Annotated in this window: 9 protein-coding genes and 1 pseudogene; 4 read left to right on the top strand and 6 right to left on the bottom strand. The window is 68.5% G+C overall.

What is annotated here, in order from left to right:
- Positions 1–246: 246 nt before the first annotated feature.
- Positions 247–2,139, top strand: a complete 1,893-nt coding sequence (locus MYK68_RS14945; RefSeq protein WP_247864486.1) for a hypothetical protein — start codon at positions 247–249, stop codon at positions 2,137–2,139.
- 454 nt (positions 2,140–2,593) lie between these two features.
- Here MYK68_RS14945 and MYK68_RS14940 read toward each other — a convergent pair whose 3' ends face one another.
- The 3 genes from MYK68_RS14940 to MYK68_RS14930 form a co-directional block, all read right to left on the bottom strand.
- Entirely contained in the window at positions 2,594–2,884 is a 291-nt protein-coding gene (locus MYK68_RS14940; protein WP_247864485.1) for a hypothetical protein, read from the bottom strand.
- A gap of 106 nt (positions 2,885–2,990) precedes the next feature.
- Positions 2,991–4,049 carry an IS630 family transposase gene (locus tag MYK68_RS14935; RefSeq protein ID WP_247864483.1) on the bottom strand — a complete coding sequence of 353 codons (1,059 nt, stop codon included), beginning with the start codon at positions 4,047–4,049 and terminating at the stop codon, positions 2,991–2,993.
- A gap of 50 nt (positions 4,050–4,099) precedes the next feature.
- A complete protein-coding gene (locus MYK68_RS14930) occupies positions 4,100–6,052 on the bottom strand; it encodes a heavy metal translocating P-type ATPase (protein WP_247864481.1) in 1,953 nt (650 codons plus the stop codon).
- A gap of 111 nt (positions 6,053–6,163) precedes the next feature.
- Here MYK68_RS14930 and MYK68_RS14925 point away from each other — a divergent pair, with 111 nt between their 5' ends.
- Positions 6,164–6,553 carry an ArsR/SmtB family transcription factor gene (locus tag MYK68_RS14925; protein WP_247864480.1) on the top strand — a complete coding sequence of 130 codons (390 nt, stop codon included), beginning with the start codon at positions 6,164–6,166 and terminating at the stop codon, positions 6,551–6,553.
- A gap of 585 nt (positions 6,554–7,138) precedes the next feature.
- A complete protein-coding gene (locus MYK68_RS14920) occupies positions 7,139–8,197 on the top strand; it encodes an IS630 family transposase (RefSeq protein WP_247864479.1) in 1,059 nt (352 codons plus the stop codon).
- Between the two features lie 12 nt (positions 8,198–8,209).
- Here the strand turns inward: MYK68_RS14920 and MYK68_RS14915 are convergent, their stop codons facing one another.
- Entirely contained in the window at positions 8,210–9,787 is a 1,578-nt protein-coding gene (locus MYK68_RS14915) for a hypothetical protein (RefSeq protein WP_247864477.1), read from the bottom strand.
- Between MYK68_RS14915 and MYK68_RS14910 the strand changes: the two are divergent.
- A pseudogene (locus MYK68_RS14910) lies at positions 9,786–10,774 on the top strand (IS481 family transposase). The gene MYK68_RS14915 and the pseudogene MYK68_RS14910 sit on opposite strands and share 2 nt — an antisense overlap.
- Positions 10,775–10,931: 157 nt before the next feature.
- On the opposite strand, the gene MYK68_RS14905 reads toward MYK68_RS14910, so the two are convergent.
- Positions 10,932–11,849, bottom strand: coding sequence for a serine hydrolase (locus tag MYK68_RS14905; protein WP_247864475.1), 918 nt, complete (start codon positions 11,847–11,849; stop codon positions 10,932–10,934).
- A 13-nt stretch (positions 11,850–11,862) separates the two neighbouring features.
- A complete protein-coding gene (locus MYK68_RS14900) occupies positions 11,863–13,437 on the bottom strand; it encodes a serine/threonine-protein kinase (RefSeq protein ID WP_247864474.1) in 1,575 nt (524 codons plus the stop codon).
- Positions 13,438–13,535: the final 98 nt, after the last annotated feature.

Below are 13,535 nucleotides of genomic sequence, written 5' to 3'. Positions count from 1 at the left end.
CCCGCGTTCACTATCTCGGCGCGGTGGCCGCCGGGACCCACAGCGCCGAGGAGCTCGATGACTTCCGCAAGCTCGCCGACGAGGCCGACGCGGAGATCGCGGCGCTGATCACTCCGTTCGGCGAACCGTGGAGCCCGCCGCCCCCCGGCCACGCTCACCGAGTGGGCCCCGTTCATGCCCGAACACATCACCGGAGAGTTTGCACCGGTCGAGGGTGGGACCTGCGCCTGCCCGCAGAACGGCCAGATGGTGCTCCACGTGAAGGGGTGCGTCCACGGCGCCGACGGCAATGCGCAGCCCTTCGCCGACGACTTCTGCGACGAGTACGACTTCACCCCGAACCGTCTCATCGACGCCGTCGAGCTGGCCTGCGCCTTGCGTGGCATGCGCGCGATCCCGGAGAACGCGGACACGCTGCGCGACCTGATCGAACTGGAAGCCGAGGATCGCGAGTTCAGCGCGTCGTTCACCCGCGCCCGCACCCCGGAAGAAGTGGCCACCCGAGCTGCCAACCGCGAGGCATACCTCACTGACCCGGCCGTGCGCGCGGAGTTCGACCGCGATCAGGCCGAGTCCGAGGCCGTCGAGTCCGAGGCCGACGAACTGTTCGAGACGCTTCGTAGGCGGATGACGGTCGAGGACTACGACCAACTGTTCGACGAGCTGGATGTCAACGATCCCGACGCCGTGATGACCCGGTTGCGCGCGGAGGTGGCGGCGCTGCCCGCGACCACGAGCGCAAAGTCCAACTGGCGCCTCGAGTGCCAGGCGCTCGAGGACAAGCTGTTCACCATGACGCCCGGGTTGCGGCACGTTGCCGACACGGCCGACGCGCTCGGCGCGGGGAGGCAGGGTGTTCTCGCGGTCACCCTCACCCGGACGGCGGTCGCGGTCGGACCGCACGTGCGGCTGCTGACCCCCGCCGGACTGAGGGGCACGGCGTCCCAGGGCGGGTCGCTCAACTTCTACACCGGGCTGGTCGGCAAGCCCAACGCCGGCAAGACCGTGACGATGGACGCCGGTTCCTACTTGGTGCCGCTGCCGCCGAGCTACACCATCCCGGAGGGTACGGGCGAGGGCATCGTCAAGAGCTTCGGGTTCATCCGCCGGGAGAAGCACGGCCGAGGCGAGGAGGCGTTCTACACGTACGAGTTCGAGCGGCTCGCCCACCAGGTGCTGATGGAGGCCGATGAGGTCGATGGCGTGTTCGCCGAGATGGTCCGGCAGGGCACGAAGTTCGCGGCGATGTGGCGCAGCATGTGGATGGGCGCACGCGTCGGCACCACCACAGGCAACGTGGAGCTGCGCACGAACCTCGCGCCCCACACCTACCGACTCGGAGCGCTCCTCGGCTGCCAGCCCGAGGCCACCATGGCAATCTGGGGTGAGGGCGGCAAGGGCACGCCGCAGCGGATCTTCTGGGCCCCGGTGACCCGGTGCAAGCCGAACGGCAAGGAGATCCCAGTTCCGCTCCCGCTCGCGTACCAGCCGGCACCGGAACCCGTGGAGGAGGTTCTTCCCGTCGGGATTCCCGAGATCGCGACGCTCGGGCAGATCGGTGACCCCCCCGACCCGCGGTGGATCGACTGGCCTCCCGCCGCCCGGCGCTACATCGAAGAGGAGCTCGAGGCTCTCCAAGTCGACGACGACCCGTACGGCGAGAGCGACGACGAGGAGGAAGACGAGATCGTCAAGCTCCTCGGGCACAGCACGTTCATGCGCCTCAAGGTGATGGCGCTCCTCGCGATCATGGACGGGCTGGAGCAGCCGGCCGATCTGCACTGGGAAGTCGCTGGTGTCGCGATGCGGCTCCGAGAGATGTGCATGCGCCGTACCCGGGAGAGGGCGGTGCGTGCGGGCAAGGTCGCCGCCGAGACCCGCGGTGTGGAGCAGGGCGTCACCCGCGCCGCGGCGAAGCGAGGCGAAGCCGAAGCCGAGCAGGCCTTCTCCCGAGACCTGCAGGCGCGCATCATCGCGGTGATCGCCCAGCTCCGGGCCAAGCATCAGACGCCCACCGCAGCGGCGATCACGCGGCGGTGCAGCAAGAAGCAGCAGCCGCACGCGAAGCGGTACTTGGCCGCGATGGTGGAGGGCCAGGCCCTCACCTGTACCCCGGCGGGCGTCTACTCCGTCAACTGACGTTTCAACTGGAACACCCTCGTCGCTCACCGCGTCGAGGGTGTTCCTGTCATCGGTGACCGCGGAACCGCGACAGCGACCGCGATCGCGGTCGTTCGCATCTCTAACGACCGCGGCTATATGTGCAGGCAGGAGCATGTTTTTGTGGCGATCGCGGTCGCGCGGTCGCCGCGGTCGCCCCTGACACCCTGTGTATCTTTCTCGGCGTGCGCGCACCGAATCAACGACAAGTCCCCTAGATACGAAGCACCAGTTTTCTTCTGACTTCTAATTACTTGTACATGGGCGGAGACGCTCATTCCCGCGGAGAGCGACCGCGGCGACCGCGCGACCGCGAAACCTCTCTACCAGGGGAAACCACCGCGGTCGGCGACCGCGATCGCGGTCGCGCTGCACGCCGTGCCGAACTCCGCCGACTTGCTCGTCGGTGGAACGGCGGTGACGCGGCGGGCGGCTACTCGTCGCCGTCCCGCAGTCGCTCCTGAAGCACCCGGTCCCAGTTCACCGTCGGAGCGTCGGGATCGTGCACAGGTTCCGGTGCGCTCACGCGGAACACGAGCCAGCCGTCCACGCCTGGCGGTGGTTTCCGCCCGCTGGGTTCGAAGAGCTCGATGTGGTGCGGGCGCCCGTTCGCCGGCCACCGCTCCGTCAGGAAGGGGATGAAGCCCTCCACGTCGTGAAGGGCGATCTCCTCGCCGTCGGGTAGGTCGGCCAGGGAGAACGGGACCTTCACCTCGTTGAGCATCTGCCGATTCTCTAAAACGGAGAACCGAAAAGTTGGTCGACGCGCCGATGCGATGCATGATCGCCGCGCACCGGCCGCTGGACAGCGCTCCTAGTGCCGCGTGTCTTTAGTTAGTTTTCGGTTGGGCTTTCTTCAGGATGTCGTCGGCGGTCTTGGTCCAGACGAAGGGGTGTTTGCGGTCGTTCCAGCCGCTGATGAATGCCCGGATCTTCGCGTTGAGGTCTTTGACTGAGGTGAATACGCCATGGCGGATCGCTTGCCGGTCGATGATGCCGAACCAGACCTCGACGAGGTTGAGCCAGGATCCGGAGGTCGGGGTGAAGTGCACGTGCATGTTCGGGTGCTGGACGAGCCAGTCGCGGACTTCGGCCTTCTTGTGGGTGGCGTAGTTGTCCATCACCAGGTGCAGTTCCTGGCCGGGGTAGGTGCGGTCGATCTGTCGCAGGAACGACAGGAACTCCTGGTGACGATGCCGTGGCTTGACTGCGCCGGTCACTTGGCCGGTCGCGATGTCCAGGGCGGCGAACAACGTGGTCGTGCCGTGCCGCTTGTAGTCATGAGTGCGGCGTTCGATCTGCCCGGGCCGTATCGGGAGCATCGGCGCGGTGCGGTCCAGGGCCTGGATCTGCGACTTCTCGTCGACGCACAGCACGATCGCGTTCTCCGGCGGTTCCAGATACAGGCCGACGACGTCGGTGACCTTCCCGGCCAGCTCCGGGTCGGTGGAGAACTTGAAGGTTCCCGACCGCCACGGCTGCACACCGTACTCGCGCCACGCGCGTGCGATCGTGGCGTTCCCGACCCCGAGATGGGCGGCGAGCAACCGTGAGGACCAGTGCGTGACCCCGTACTTCTTCGGAGGCGGCATCAACGTGGCCGACACGATGTCGGCGTGATCGATATGCCGGGGCCGGCCGGGCCGATCAGCATCGAGCAAGCCGGCCATCCCGTCGTGCAGGTACCGGTACCGCCACTTGCGGACCGTCGGGATCGACACCCCGACGACGTCGCTGATATGCGAGTTCGCCCACCCCTCAGCGGCCAGCGCCACGATCCGCGCCCGCCTCACCACGCCAGCCGGCGTCGAGGTCGATCGCAGCAACCGATCAAGCTCAACATCATCGCCCTCACGCAATTCCAGTGCCGGGGCCGGAGAATTCGCCATAACCCATTCTCTCAACCCCGGAACAGGAAACTAATTAACGACACGCGACACTAGCGCACGGTGGGCCACGTTCCGCGGAGGAGCCGCAGTCCGTTGAGGCCGACGATGATGGTGGATCCTTCGTGGCCGGCGACGCCGAGGGGCAGTGGCAGCGTGCCCACCAGATCCCAGACGACGAGTACCGCGATGAAGGCCGCGGCGATGGCGAGGTTGGCGACGACGACGCGGTGCGCGCGCTGCGCGAACTCGATGACAGAGGGGACCGCGGTGAGGTCGTCACCGACGATGACGACATCGGCGGCCTGCAGGGCGAGGTCGGAGCCGGCGCCGCCGAGGGCGATGCCGACGTCGGCGGCGGCGAGGGCGGGTGCGTCGTTGACGCCGTCACCGACCATCGCGACGGTGCGTTCTGCATCGCGGAAGTCGTTGATAGCGGCGGTCTTGCCGTCGGGCAGGAGCCCGGCGCGGACATCGTCGATGCCGAGATCGCCGGCCACGCGGGCGGCGGCGCGGGGGTTGTCGCCGGTGAGCATCGCGGTGCCGATACCTGCGGCGGTGAGAGCGCCGACGGCGGCCGCGGCGTCGTGGCGGCAGGTGTCGGTCAGGGCGAGCACAGCGACGGGGGAGCCGTCGCGGGTGACGATCACGGCGGTGTCCCCGCGGGCCTCGAACCCGCCGACCAGTTCGGCCACCTCGCGGGTCGCCGGGGTGTCCGCGGTGTGCGGAGACAGCACGGCGATGCGGTGTCCGTCGACGGTGCCGGTGACGCCCCGGCCGGGATGGGCGGCGAAGTCCGTCGCCGCGGGCACGTCGAGGCCGCGGTCGGCGGCCGCAGCGACGATCGCCGCAGCCAGGGGGTGCTCGCTCAAGGTCTCCACCGCTGCTGCGAGGGCGAGAGCGGTGTCGCCATCGGCGCTGTCCGCGGTCGTCACGACGGCCGCGAGGGTGGACCTACCGGAGGTGACGGTGCCGGTCTTGTCGAGGGCGACGGTGTCGATGGTCGACAGGTTCTCCATGACCACAGCGGATTTGACGAGCACGCCGCGGCGGCCAGCGTTGGCGATCGCGGCGAGCAGCGGCGGCATCGTGGCCAGCACGACCGCGCACGGGGACGCGACGATCATGAAGGTCATCGCGCGCAGCAGCGAGGACTGCAGATCCGCGCCGAAGGCCAGCGGGACGGCGAACACGGCCAGGGTGGCTGCGACCATGCCGATCGAGTACCGCTGCTCGACCTTCTCGATGAACAACTGCGCGCGGGCCTTGGTCCGCGAGGCCTGGGCCACCATCACTGCGATCCGGGCGACGACCGAATCGGTGGCCGGGCGGTCCGCCCGCACCGTCAGTGCGCCGGTGCCGTTGACGGTGCCGGCGAAGACCTCGTCGCCGACGCGCTTGTCCACCGGCAGCGGCTCGCCGGTGATGGTCGCCTGGTCGACCTCGCTGGCCCCATCGACGACGGTGCCGTCGGCGGCGATCCGCTCACCCGGCCGGACCCGGATGACGTCACCCACCTGCACGTCCGCAGCGGCGATCGTCGTCTCGGTGCCGTCGGTAGCCAGTACCGTCGCTCGGTCGGGCGCCAGGTCGAGCAGGCCGCGGACCGAGTCCTCGGTGCGGGCGGTCGCCCAGGCCTCGAGAGCACCGGAGGTCGCGAAGATGACGATCAGCAGGGCACCGTCGGTGATCTGTCCGATCGCGGCCGCGCCGATCGCCGCGACCACCATCAGCAGGTCGACGTCGAGGGTCTTCTCCCGCAACGCCTGCAGACCCGCCAGCGCCGGCTCCCACCCGCCGGCGGCGTAACACGCCAGATACAGCGTCCACCACGACCATGACGGCGCGCCGGCGAGCTGCGCGGCGAGCCCGAGCAGGAACAGTGCGAGTGCTGCCGATGCCCAACGGACCTCCGCGAGGTCCCAGGGCCGGGTGCGACTGGCTCCGCCAATGCGTGCGGTCACGTCGGCGCTGGTGGCGGCCGTCGTCGTGGTCGTCGTGTGCATGATCGGTGGTGCTCGCTCTCGCAGGGGCGTTGGGAGGCGCGTACGCCAGAACACACACCAGCATATATGAACACCTCTTCAGATATGATGCTCAGGGTATGATGCCTGGTCATGGGACATCGGATGGCTGACGGCGACGGGAACGGCTCGGGGGCTCTTGATGCCGCGACTGCGGAGCGGGTCGCCACGACGCTGCAGGCGCTCGCGACGCCGAGCCGCTTGCGGATCCTCTCCCAGCTGCGGGGTCAGGCGATGGCGGTCGGGGATCTCGCAGCGGCGGTGCAGATGGAACCGTCCGCGGTCTCGCACCAGCTACGCCTGCTGCGGAACCTGGGACTGGTCACTGGGGTCCGGGAGGGCCGCAGCATCGTCTACAGCCTCTACGACAACCACGTCGCCCAGCTCCTCGACGAAGCGGTCTATCACAGTGAGCACCTGCGGATGGGATTGGCGGATCGCCTGGAATCCGTGACACTTGAGCACTCGGCCGTGCAGCGGTGACCGGTTCCGGCCTGACCTCGAGCGGCCGAGCTGTGTCGCGTCGTGCGTTGTTCCCGCTGTACGGATCTGTCCCCATGCGCGCGTTCTCCTCGGTCGGCGGTCTCCCGCTCATGCCGTAGCCCCACCCCGCGGCGATCTGCGGACTCGGTGGGGCTGCCCGTCTGAGGAGACCGCCGTGTCCCGTACCGATGCCCACACCCCTTACCGCGTTCGCGTGGCCCGCCGTGAACTCGCGGTGCGTGCCGTTCACCGCTGCGCCGGCCGAGAGTGCGACCTCCCCGACCTCGTCGCCGACTGGTCGCTCGGTCGTGTCGGTCGCTGCTACTGGGAGTTCGCACACTCCGGCATCAACGTGTGCAGCTGCTGGATGTGTCACTGGCGTTCGCGTCCGGAGCCCCGCCGTTCAAGTCGCGGTGCGCGCCGTGTCGAACTTCGTGGAGTTGCCCGTCGGTGTAACGGCGGTGATGCGACGGCCGGCTGGGACAAGTGATGGTCAGCCGGTGTGGCGCAGCGCGGGGAGGCTGACCGACTCTAGTGTCGCGTGGCGTTAATTAGTTTCCTGTTCCGGGGTTGAGAGAATGGGTTATGGCGAATTCTCCGGCCCCGGCACTGGAATTGCGTGAGGGCGATGATGTTGAGCTTGATCGGTTGCTGCGATCGACCTCGACGCCGGCTGGCGTGGTGAGGCGGGCGCGGATCGTGGCGCTGGCCGCTGAGGGGTGGGCGAACTCGCATATCAGCGACGTCGTCGGGGTGTCGATCCCGACGGTCCGCAAGTGGCGGTACCGGTACCTGCACGACGGGATGGCCGGCTTGCTCGATGCTGATCGGCCCGGCCGGCCCCGGCATATCGATCACGCCGACATCGTGTCGGCCACGTTGATGCCGCCTCCGAAGAAGTACGGGGTCACGCACTGGTCCTCACGGTTGCTCGCCGCCCATCTCGGGGTCGGGAACGCCACGATCGCACGCGCGTGGCGCGAGTACGGTGTGCAGCCGTGGCGGTCGGGAACCTTCAAGTTCTCCACCGACCCGGAGCTGGCCGGGAAGGTCACCGACGTCGTCGGCCTGTATCTGGAACCGCCGGAGAACGCGATCGTGCTGTGCGTCGACGAGAAGTCGCAGATCCAGGCCCTGGACCGGACCGCGCCGATGCTGCCGATACGGCCCGGGCAGATCGAACGCCGCACTCATGACTACAAGCGGCACGGCACGACCACGTTGTTCGCCGCCCTGGACATCGCGACCGGCCAAGTGACCGGCGCAGTCAAGCCACGGCATCGTCACCAGGAGTTCCTGTCGTTCCTGCGACAGATCGACCGCACCTACCCCGGCCAGGAACTGCACCTGGTGATGGACAACTACGCCACCCACAAGAAGGCCGAAGTCCGCGACTGGCTCGTCCAGCACCCGAACATGCACGTGCACTTCACCCCGACCTCCGGATCCTGGCTCAACCTCGTCGAGGTCTGGTTCGGCATCATCGACCGGCAAGCGATCCGCCGTGGCGTATTCACCTCAGTCAAAGACCTCAACGCGAAGATCCGGGCATTCATCAGCGGCTGGAACGACCGCAAACACCCCTTCGTCTGGACCAAGACCGCCGACGACATCCTGAAGAAAGCCCAACCGAAAACTAACTAAAGACACGCGGCACTAGGTGAGGGCGAACAGGTTCTTCAGATCGCCGCCCGACGCGAGGTTCTGACTGCGCTGGCGGTACTCGTCCCGTCGCGCGTCGGCATAGACGTCCGCCGCCTGCCCGGCGATGGTGGCGCGCACCGCGGTGTAGAGCGCCTTCTGCGCAATGATCGTGGCGAAGTCGGCGATGCTGTCGCAGGCTGCGGTCGACAACGGCCCTCCGTGAACCGCCGCGTTGCGCGACCGGGTGAGCCTGGCCACCCGTCTCTCGAGGCGCTGCTGTTCGATCGCGAAGGCCGCGGCGAGGGCAGTGCCCGAGGACAGGATGTCGTCGGTCTCGTTGAGCTGGCGGGACAGCCAGTGTTTGGCGTAGATCTGCTTCAGCGCGGCAACGTGGTCCAGGGTCTTCTGCCGGTTGATCCGCAAGCCCCAACTGGAGTCTGTGATGTCTTCGCGGATCGTCACCAGCTCCGCCGTGATCCGAGCACCAGGTGAGCGATCGGGGACGTACTGCACGACCGCGGCGAATACGTCGCGAACGGCGCGGTTGGCGAACGACGTGACGGTGTATTCGTCGAAGAAGTAGTCGGCGACGAATGCGTACCACTTGTGTCCCCCGTGGGGTGCCGCCCACCTGTTGCAGTGCTCAATGGCGCGGACCGCAGCCAGGATCACGGCTTCGGGGTCGGACCGCGGCGCAGCCGCGAGCGCGGCTTGGAGGCGCAGGACGGGTTGAAGCTGATATACGGCCTCAGCGGTGACCACGTGCCCAGCTGCGGTCATCTCCTCCAGGTTGGTCGTGAAGTGATCGTTCTCGTAGAAGACACCGTCAGGGAGTGGCTCCTTCAAACCCCACCGGACCTGCGGGAAGTAGGAGGGCCGACCGTCGAAGAGCAGGGTTCCTCCCAGCACCTTCCACATGTCGTCGTGGACAGCTACCACGGCCAACACCGCGTCGAGGTAGCTGCGGGCCGCGGCGGCGGCGTTGTGCCGCTGGATGCCCCGAACTTCGACGCGCGCGTACACCAACTGCGGCTCATGCTCGAACCCCGTGTGGTCGTTCACCTGCCCCGATGACTGGAGCTCCCGAATCTCATCGGTCAGTAGTTCCTCAGGTACGACGTTGAACAGCTCCCGGACCCGCTCCTCGTCTGCCGCCAGCGCGCTCGCGAGCATCTGCGCGTCGTAGAACGTGACGTCGCCGTGGCTGACGCACGACATGCTCCGGACGAAGGCCGGGGCGAGCCGGAACCACACCACGAAGTCTCCGGTCTTCGGCGACACTGCGACGCAACGCTCGGCCAGGTCTGCGAGCTCCGTCTCGGTCAGAGTCGACTTCGCCTGGGGGTTGTAAGGCTGCGTCTCGTCCGGTAGGTCGCCGACCATCGCCTGCGCCGTCCGAACGGTGCCCTGGTACCCCACGAGGACATTCGCCGCCGTGGAGATTGGATCCCGGGGCCCACGGTCCTGCTTGCGGTGCTCACTCAGACCCACGACGATGTCGCGCAGGAATGCCACCCGCTCGTGCGGGTAGCGGGCGTGGTCGATGTCGCGGCACGCGGTAACCAGGTCGCGCCAAGCTGCCATCAGCATGTCGTCGCCGTCAATGGGGGGCCGACGACGGCTGGCCGTGTTGATCGTCGAGGACGGTTGGCCGCTGCGGCGGGCCGCGCAACGGTTCCAGGTCTCCCCGGCCACGGCTAAGCGGTGGGCCGACCGGTACCGCGCCGGCCAGGAGCTGACCGACCGTAGTTCCCGGCCCAGGACCTCTCCGGCGCGTCTGAACCTGCGAACCGAACGGAGGATCATCGGCCTGCGGTTCACCCGCCGCTGGGGACCACACCGCATCGCCTACCACCTGCGGCTTCCGCGTTCGACCGTGGGCAGAGTCCTGACTCGATACCGGATGCCGCCGCTGGCGCACCTGGACCAGGCGACGGGGCTACCGGTGCGGCGGCCCATGCCCAAGAGGTACGAAGTCGACCGTCCCGGCCGTCTGGTCCATGTCGATATCAAGAAACTCGGCCAGATCCCGGACGGCGGCCGGTGGCGCGTCCATGGCCGCGGCTCGGCCCAGGACCTCAGAGCCGGGCGGTGCCGCGACCAGGCCGCCCGCGGCGGCGCAGCAGGATCGCGGGGCTACCGGTACCTGCACCACGCCGTCGACGACCACTCGCGCGTGGCGTACTCGGAGATCCTCGATGACGAACGCAAGGAGACCGCGGCCGGGTTCTGAGAACGGGCCAACGCGTTCTTCGCCGGGATCGGTGTCACCGTGACCGCAGTGATGACCGACAACGGATCCTGTTACCGCTCACACGCCTTCGCCGCAGCCCTGGGCCCGAGCATCAAGCACAAACGGACCAGGCCGTACCGGCCCAGACCAACGGGAAAGTCGAACGCTTCAACCGGACCCTGGCCGCCGAATGGGCCTACGCCCAGAAGTACGCCAACGAAGCTGAACGCGAAGCGGCATATACCGTGTGGCTGCATCACTACAATCACCACCGACCCCACACCGGCATCAACGGCCTCGTCCCCTCAGCCCGCGTTCACAACCTCACGGGGAAGTACACCTAGCTGGTGCCGACGGCATCAATCATGTGAGCGACAAGATGAGCGGGGGTGACCCGGTACCTGAACTGCAGTGGAGGTCAGTAACTCATCGCCTCCATGGCGTCATGAGCCCCCGGACCTTTCGCTGCTGTCACACCACAGCAGGTGGTGCAGGTGGCGGTCAGCAGCGGCCGCGGGGGAGTTTCGAGAGGTGCTTCTTCAGCCAGGCGGCGATCTTGTCCAGCGTGTCGGTGCCGACGCCCATCTCCTCGCCGGCGCGGTGGCTCTGCATGGTGACCGCGACCTGGCGGCCGTCGGAGAAGGTGATCAGGCCGAGCTGGCGGACGTCGTAGCCGCCGTCGTCAGCGGGGCCCCAGCCGCCCTTGACCGCGGTGGACCCGCCGGGGATCTCGATCGACTTCAGGCCCCACTGTTGCATCCCGTCCACCTCGCCCATGTAGTCGAGGACCTTGGCGGTGTTCTTCATGCATGGCAGGTGCGCGGCGAAGGTGGCGGCGTCGGTGAGCTTCCAGGGCGTGAGGCCGAAGGTCTCGTCGGAGTCGTAGGCGATGTGCACCGGGTCGGTGTTCTCGTCGCCGCCGCTGCGCAGCACATCGGTGACCTTCGTGCGCGCCGTCGCCGCGTCGCCGGCGCCGTTCGGGCCGCCCAGCGACCTGCGGAGCTTGAGTGCGGCGTCGTTGTCGGAGTGGATGATCGCCTGCTTGACCGTGGCCAGGATGTCGGCGTCGCCGGGCTTGTTGCGCAGGGCCGCGATCGACAGCGGCACCTTGATCGTCGACCACGCCGTCATCACGGGCGGATCGCCGAAGGCCGTCACCGGACCGCCGCCGACCGGAACCAGTGCGACGCCGACGCCGGGGCCCAGGTTCAGCCTGTCCCAGCTCGTGCGCAGCTCGGAGACCTCGGGGCCGGTGGCCGCCGCCGGCCGATGAGGCGACGACGCGGCCGCCGGTGGCGCCGACGGGGAGGCGACCGGTGTGCCGCGGGTCTCGGAACAGCCGGTCAGGGTGACGGCCAGGGCCGCGCCGGTCAACAGGGCCGCGGCGCGCGCCGGGCGCGCCGATCGGGAAAAGTGCACGGGTGCTCCGAGGTCAGTAGATGTACACGACGGCCTGGTTGCCGCCGCGGCACGCGATGATCCCCAGGTACGGACTGCATTCCATCACGAAGTTCTTCTGCATCTGCGGTGCCCAGCCGTTGACGGTGCGGGCCTCGCCCATCGGGCCGCTGCGCACATACGCGTCGCGGACGTTCGCGGCGAACTCGCAGCCGGTCCACTGCGGGTAACCGGTGCCCACGCCGGTGTACCCCGGGCAGGGCTGATTGTCCGACGGCGGTGAGCCGGGCGTCCAGGTGGCCGTCGTCCCGCTGGACGCGTCGCTCGTGGTGGCGCCGTCGTCGGTGGTGGTGACAGTGGTGACGCCGCCGGCGGCGGCCGTGTCGTTGCCGTCCGAGCCGCCCATCCGGTCGGCGATCAGCCAGGCGCCGATGCCGATCAGGGCCGCGATGACGACGCCGATGGACACCAGCAGGACGGTGTTGGTGGTGCTGCGGCCCGACGGCGACGGCGGATACGCCTGTGGCGGATACCCGGGCGGCTGCCCGCCAGGCGGGCCGTAGGGCGCGCCCGGGTGATAGCCGGCCCCGGCGACGCCGGTGCGGTCGATCGCCGGGTTGGAGATCGCCGGGTTGGAGATGACGGGGTTGGAGATGGCCGGGTTCGACACCGAACCCATCACCGCCATGGGGGCGACCGGGAAGCCGGTCGTGCGCCCGGCGCCCGGCCCGCCGATCAGGCCGGTCTCCGACTCGCCCAGCGTCGGCGGCCGTTCGCCGGCCAGGGCCGCCCGGGCCGCGCGCGCCAGCTCCAGCGACGACGGGCAGCGCTGCTCGGGCGACTTGTTCAGCCCCCAGGCGAGCACGGCGTCCAGCGCCGGGGTGATGGCCGGATTGATGCTGCTCGCGACCGGGACCTCGTCGAACAGCACTCCCTTGGTGATGGTCGAGACGGATTCGCCCGGGAACGGCTTGCGGCCGGTGAGCAACTCGAACAGCATGACGGTCATCGCGTAGGTGTCGGCGGCACCGGTCACCGGCTTGTCGTCGAACTGCTCGGGGGCCATGTACGCGACCGAGCCGATCGCGGTACCGGTCCGGGTCAGATGGGTGTCGGTCTCGGCGTGCGCGACGCCGAAGTCCACCAGATACGCGAAGTCGGCGTGGGTGACCAGCACGTTCTCCGGCTTGACATCGCGGTGCACCAGGCCGGCGTCATGCGCGGCGTTGAGCGCGGCGGCGACCTGCTCGATCAGCGCGACGGCCTCGATGGGCTCCAGCACCCCGCGCTCGCGCATGATGGCGCGCAGATCGTTGCCGTTCACCAGCCGCATGTCGAGGAAGAGCTGCCCGTCGATCTCGCCGAAGTCGTGGATCGGGATGACGTGCGGCTCGTCGAGCCGCGCCAGCGTCTGGCATTCGCGGCGGAATCGTTCCTGGAAGACGGGGTCTTCGGCGAGGTGCGGCGGCAGCAGTTTCAGCGCGACGGTGCGGTCGCGGACGGTGTCGTGCGCCCGGTAGACCTCGCCCATGCCGCCCTTGCCGAGCAGCGACTCGAGCCGGTACGGACCGAAGGTCTGACCGGCCCGGCTGGACTGCGTTTCACCCATGCGCGACTCCTCCTGTGTGCCACGGGCATCGTACGCACAGGCGCGCCGTTCGGTGGGGCTCGGCACCCGCGCTGTCCTCCTTCTGGAGGACACGCCCG

The sequence above is a fragment of the Gordonia sp. PP30 genome (genome assembly GCF_023100845.1).
GTDB lineage: Bacteria > Actinomycetota > Actinomycetes > Mycobacteriales > Mycobacteriaceae > Gordonia.
This window is presented reverse-complemented; position numbering and strand designations above follow the sequence as displayed.

Excerpts from the sequence above, each read along its gene's own strand:
- MYK68_RS14915 (WP_247864477.1), bottom strand. The coding sequence starts at position 9,787 with ATGCTGATGGCAGCTTGGCGCGACCTGGTTACCGCGTGCCGCGACATC.
- MYK68_RS14945 (WP_247864486.1), top strand. The coding sequence starts at position 247 with ATGGTGCTCCACGTGAAGGGGTGCGTCCACGGCGCCGACGGCAATGCG.
- MYK68_RS14930 (WP_247864481.1), bottom strand. The coding sequence starts at position 6,052 with ATGCACACGACGACCACGACGACGGCCGCCACCAGCGCCGACGTGACC.
- MYK68_RS14935 (WP_247864483.1), bottom strand. The coding sequence starts at position 4,049 with ATGGCGAATTCTCCGGCCCCGGCACTGGAATTGCGTGAGGGCGATGAT.
- MYK68_RS14900 (WP_247864474.1), bottom strand. The coding sequence starts at position 13,437 with ATGGGTGAAACGCAGTCCAGCCGGGCCGGTCAGACCTTCGGTCCGTAC.
- MYK68_RS14920 (WP_247864479.1), top strand. The coding sequence starts at position 7,139 with ATGGCGAATTCTCCGGCCCCGGCACTGGAATTGCGTGAGGGCGATGAT.
- MYK68_RS14940 (WP_247864485.1), bottom strand. The coding sequence starts at position 2,884 with ATGCTCAACGAGGTGAAGGTCCCGTTCTCCCTGGCCGACCTACCCGAC.
- MYK68_RS14925 (WP_247864480.1), top strand. The coding sequence starts at position 6,164 with ATGGGACATCGGATGGCTGACGGCGACGGGAACGGCTCGGGGGCTCTT.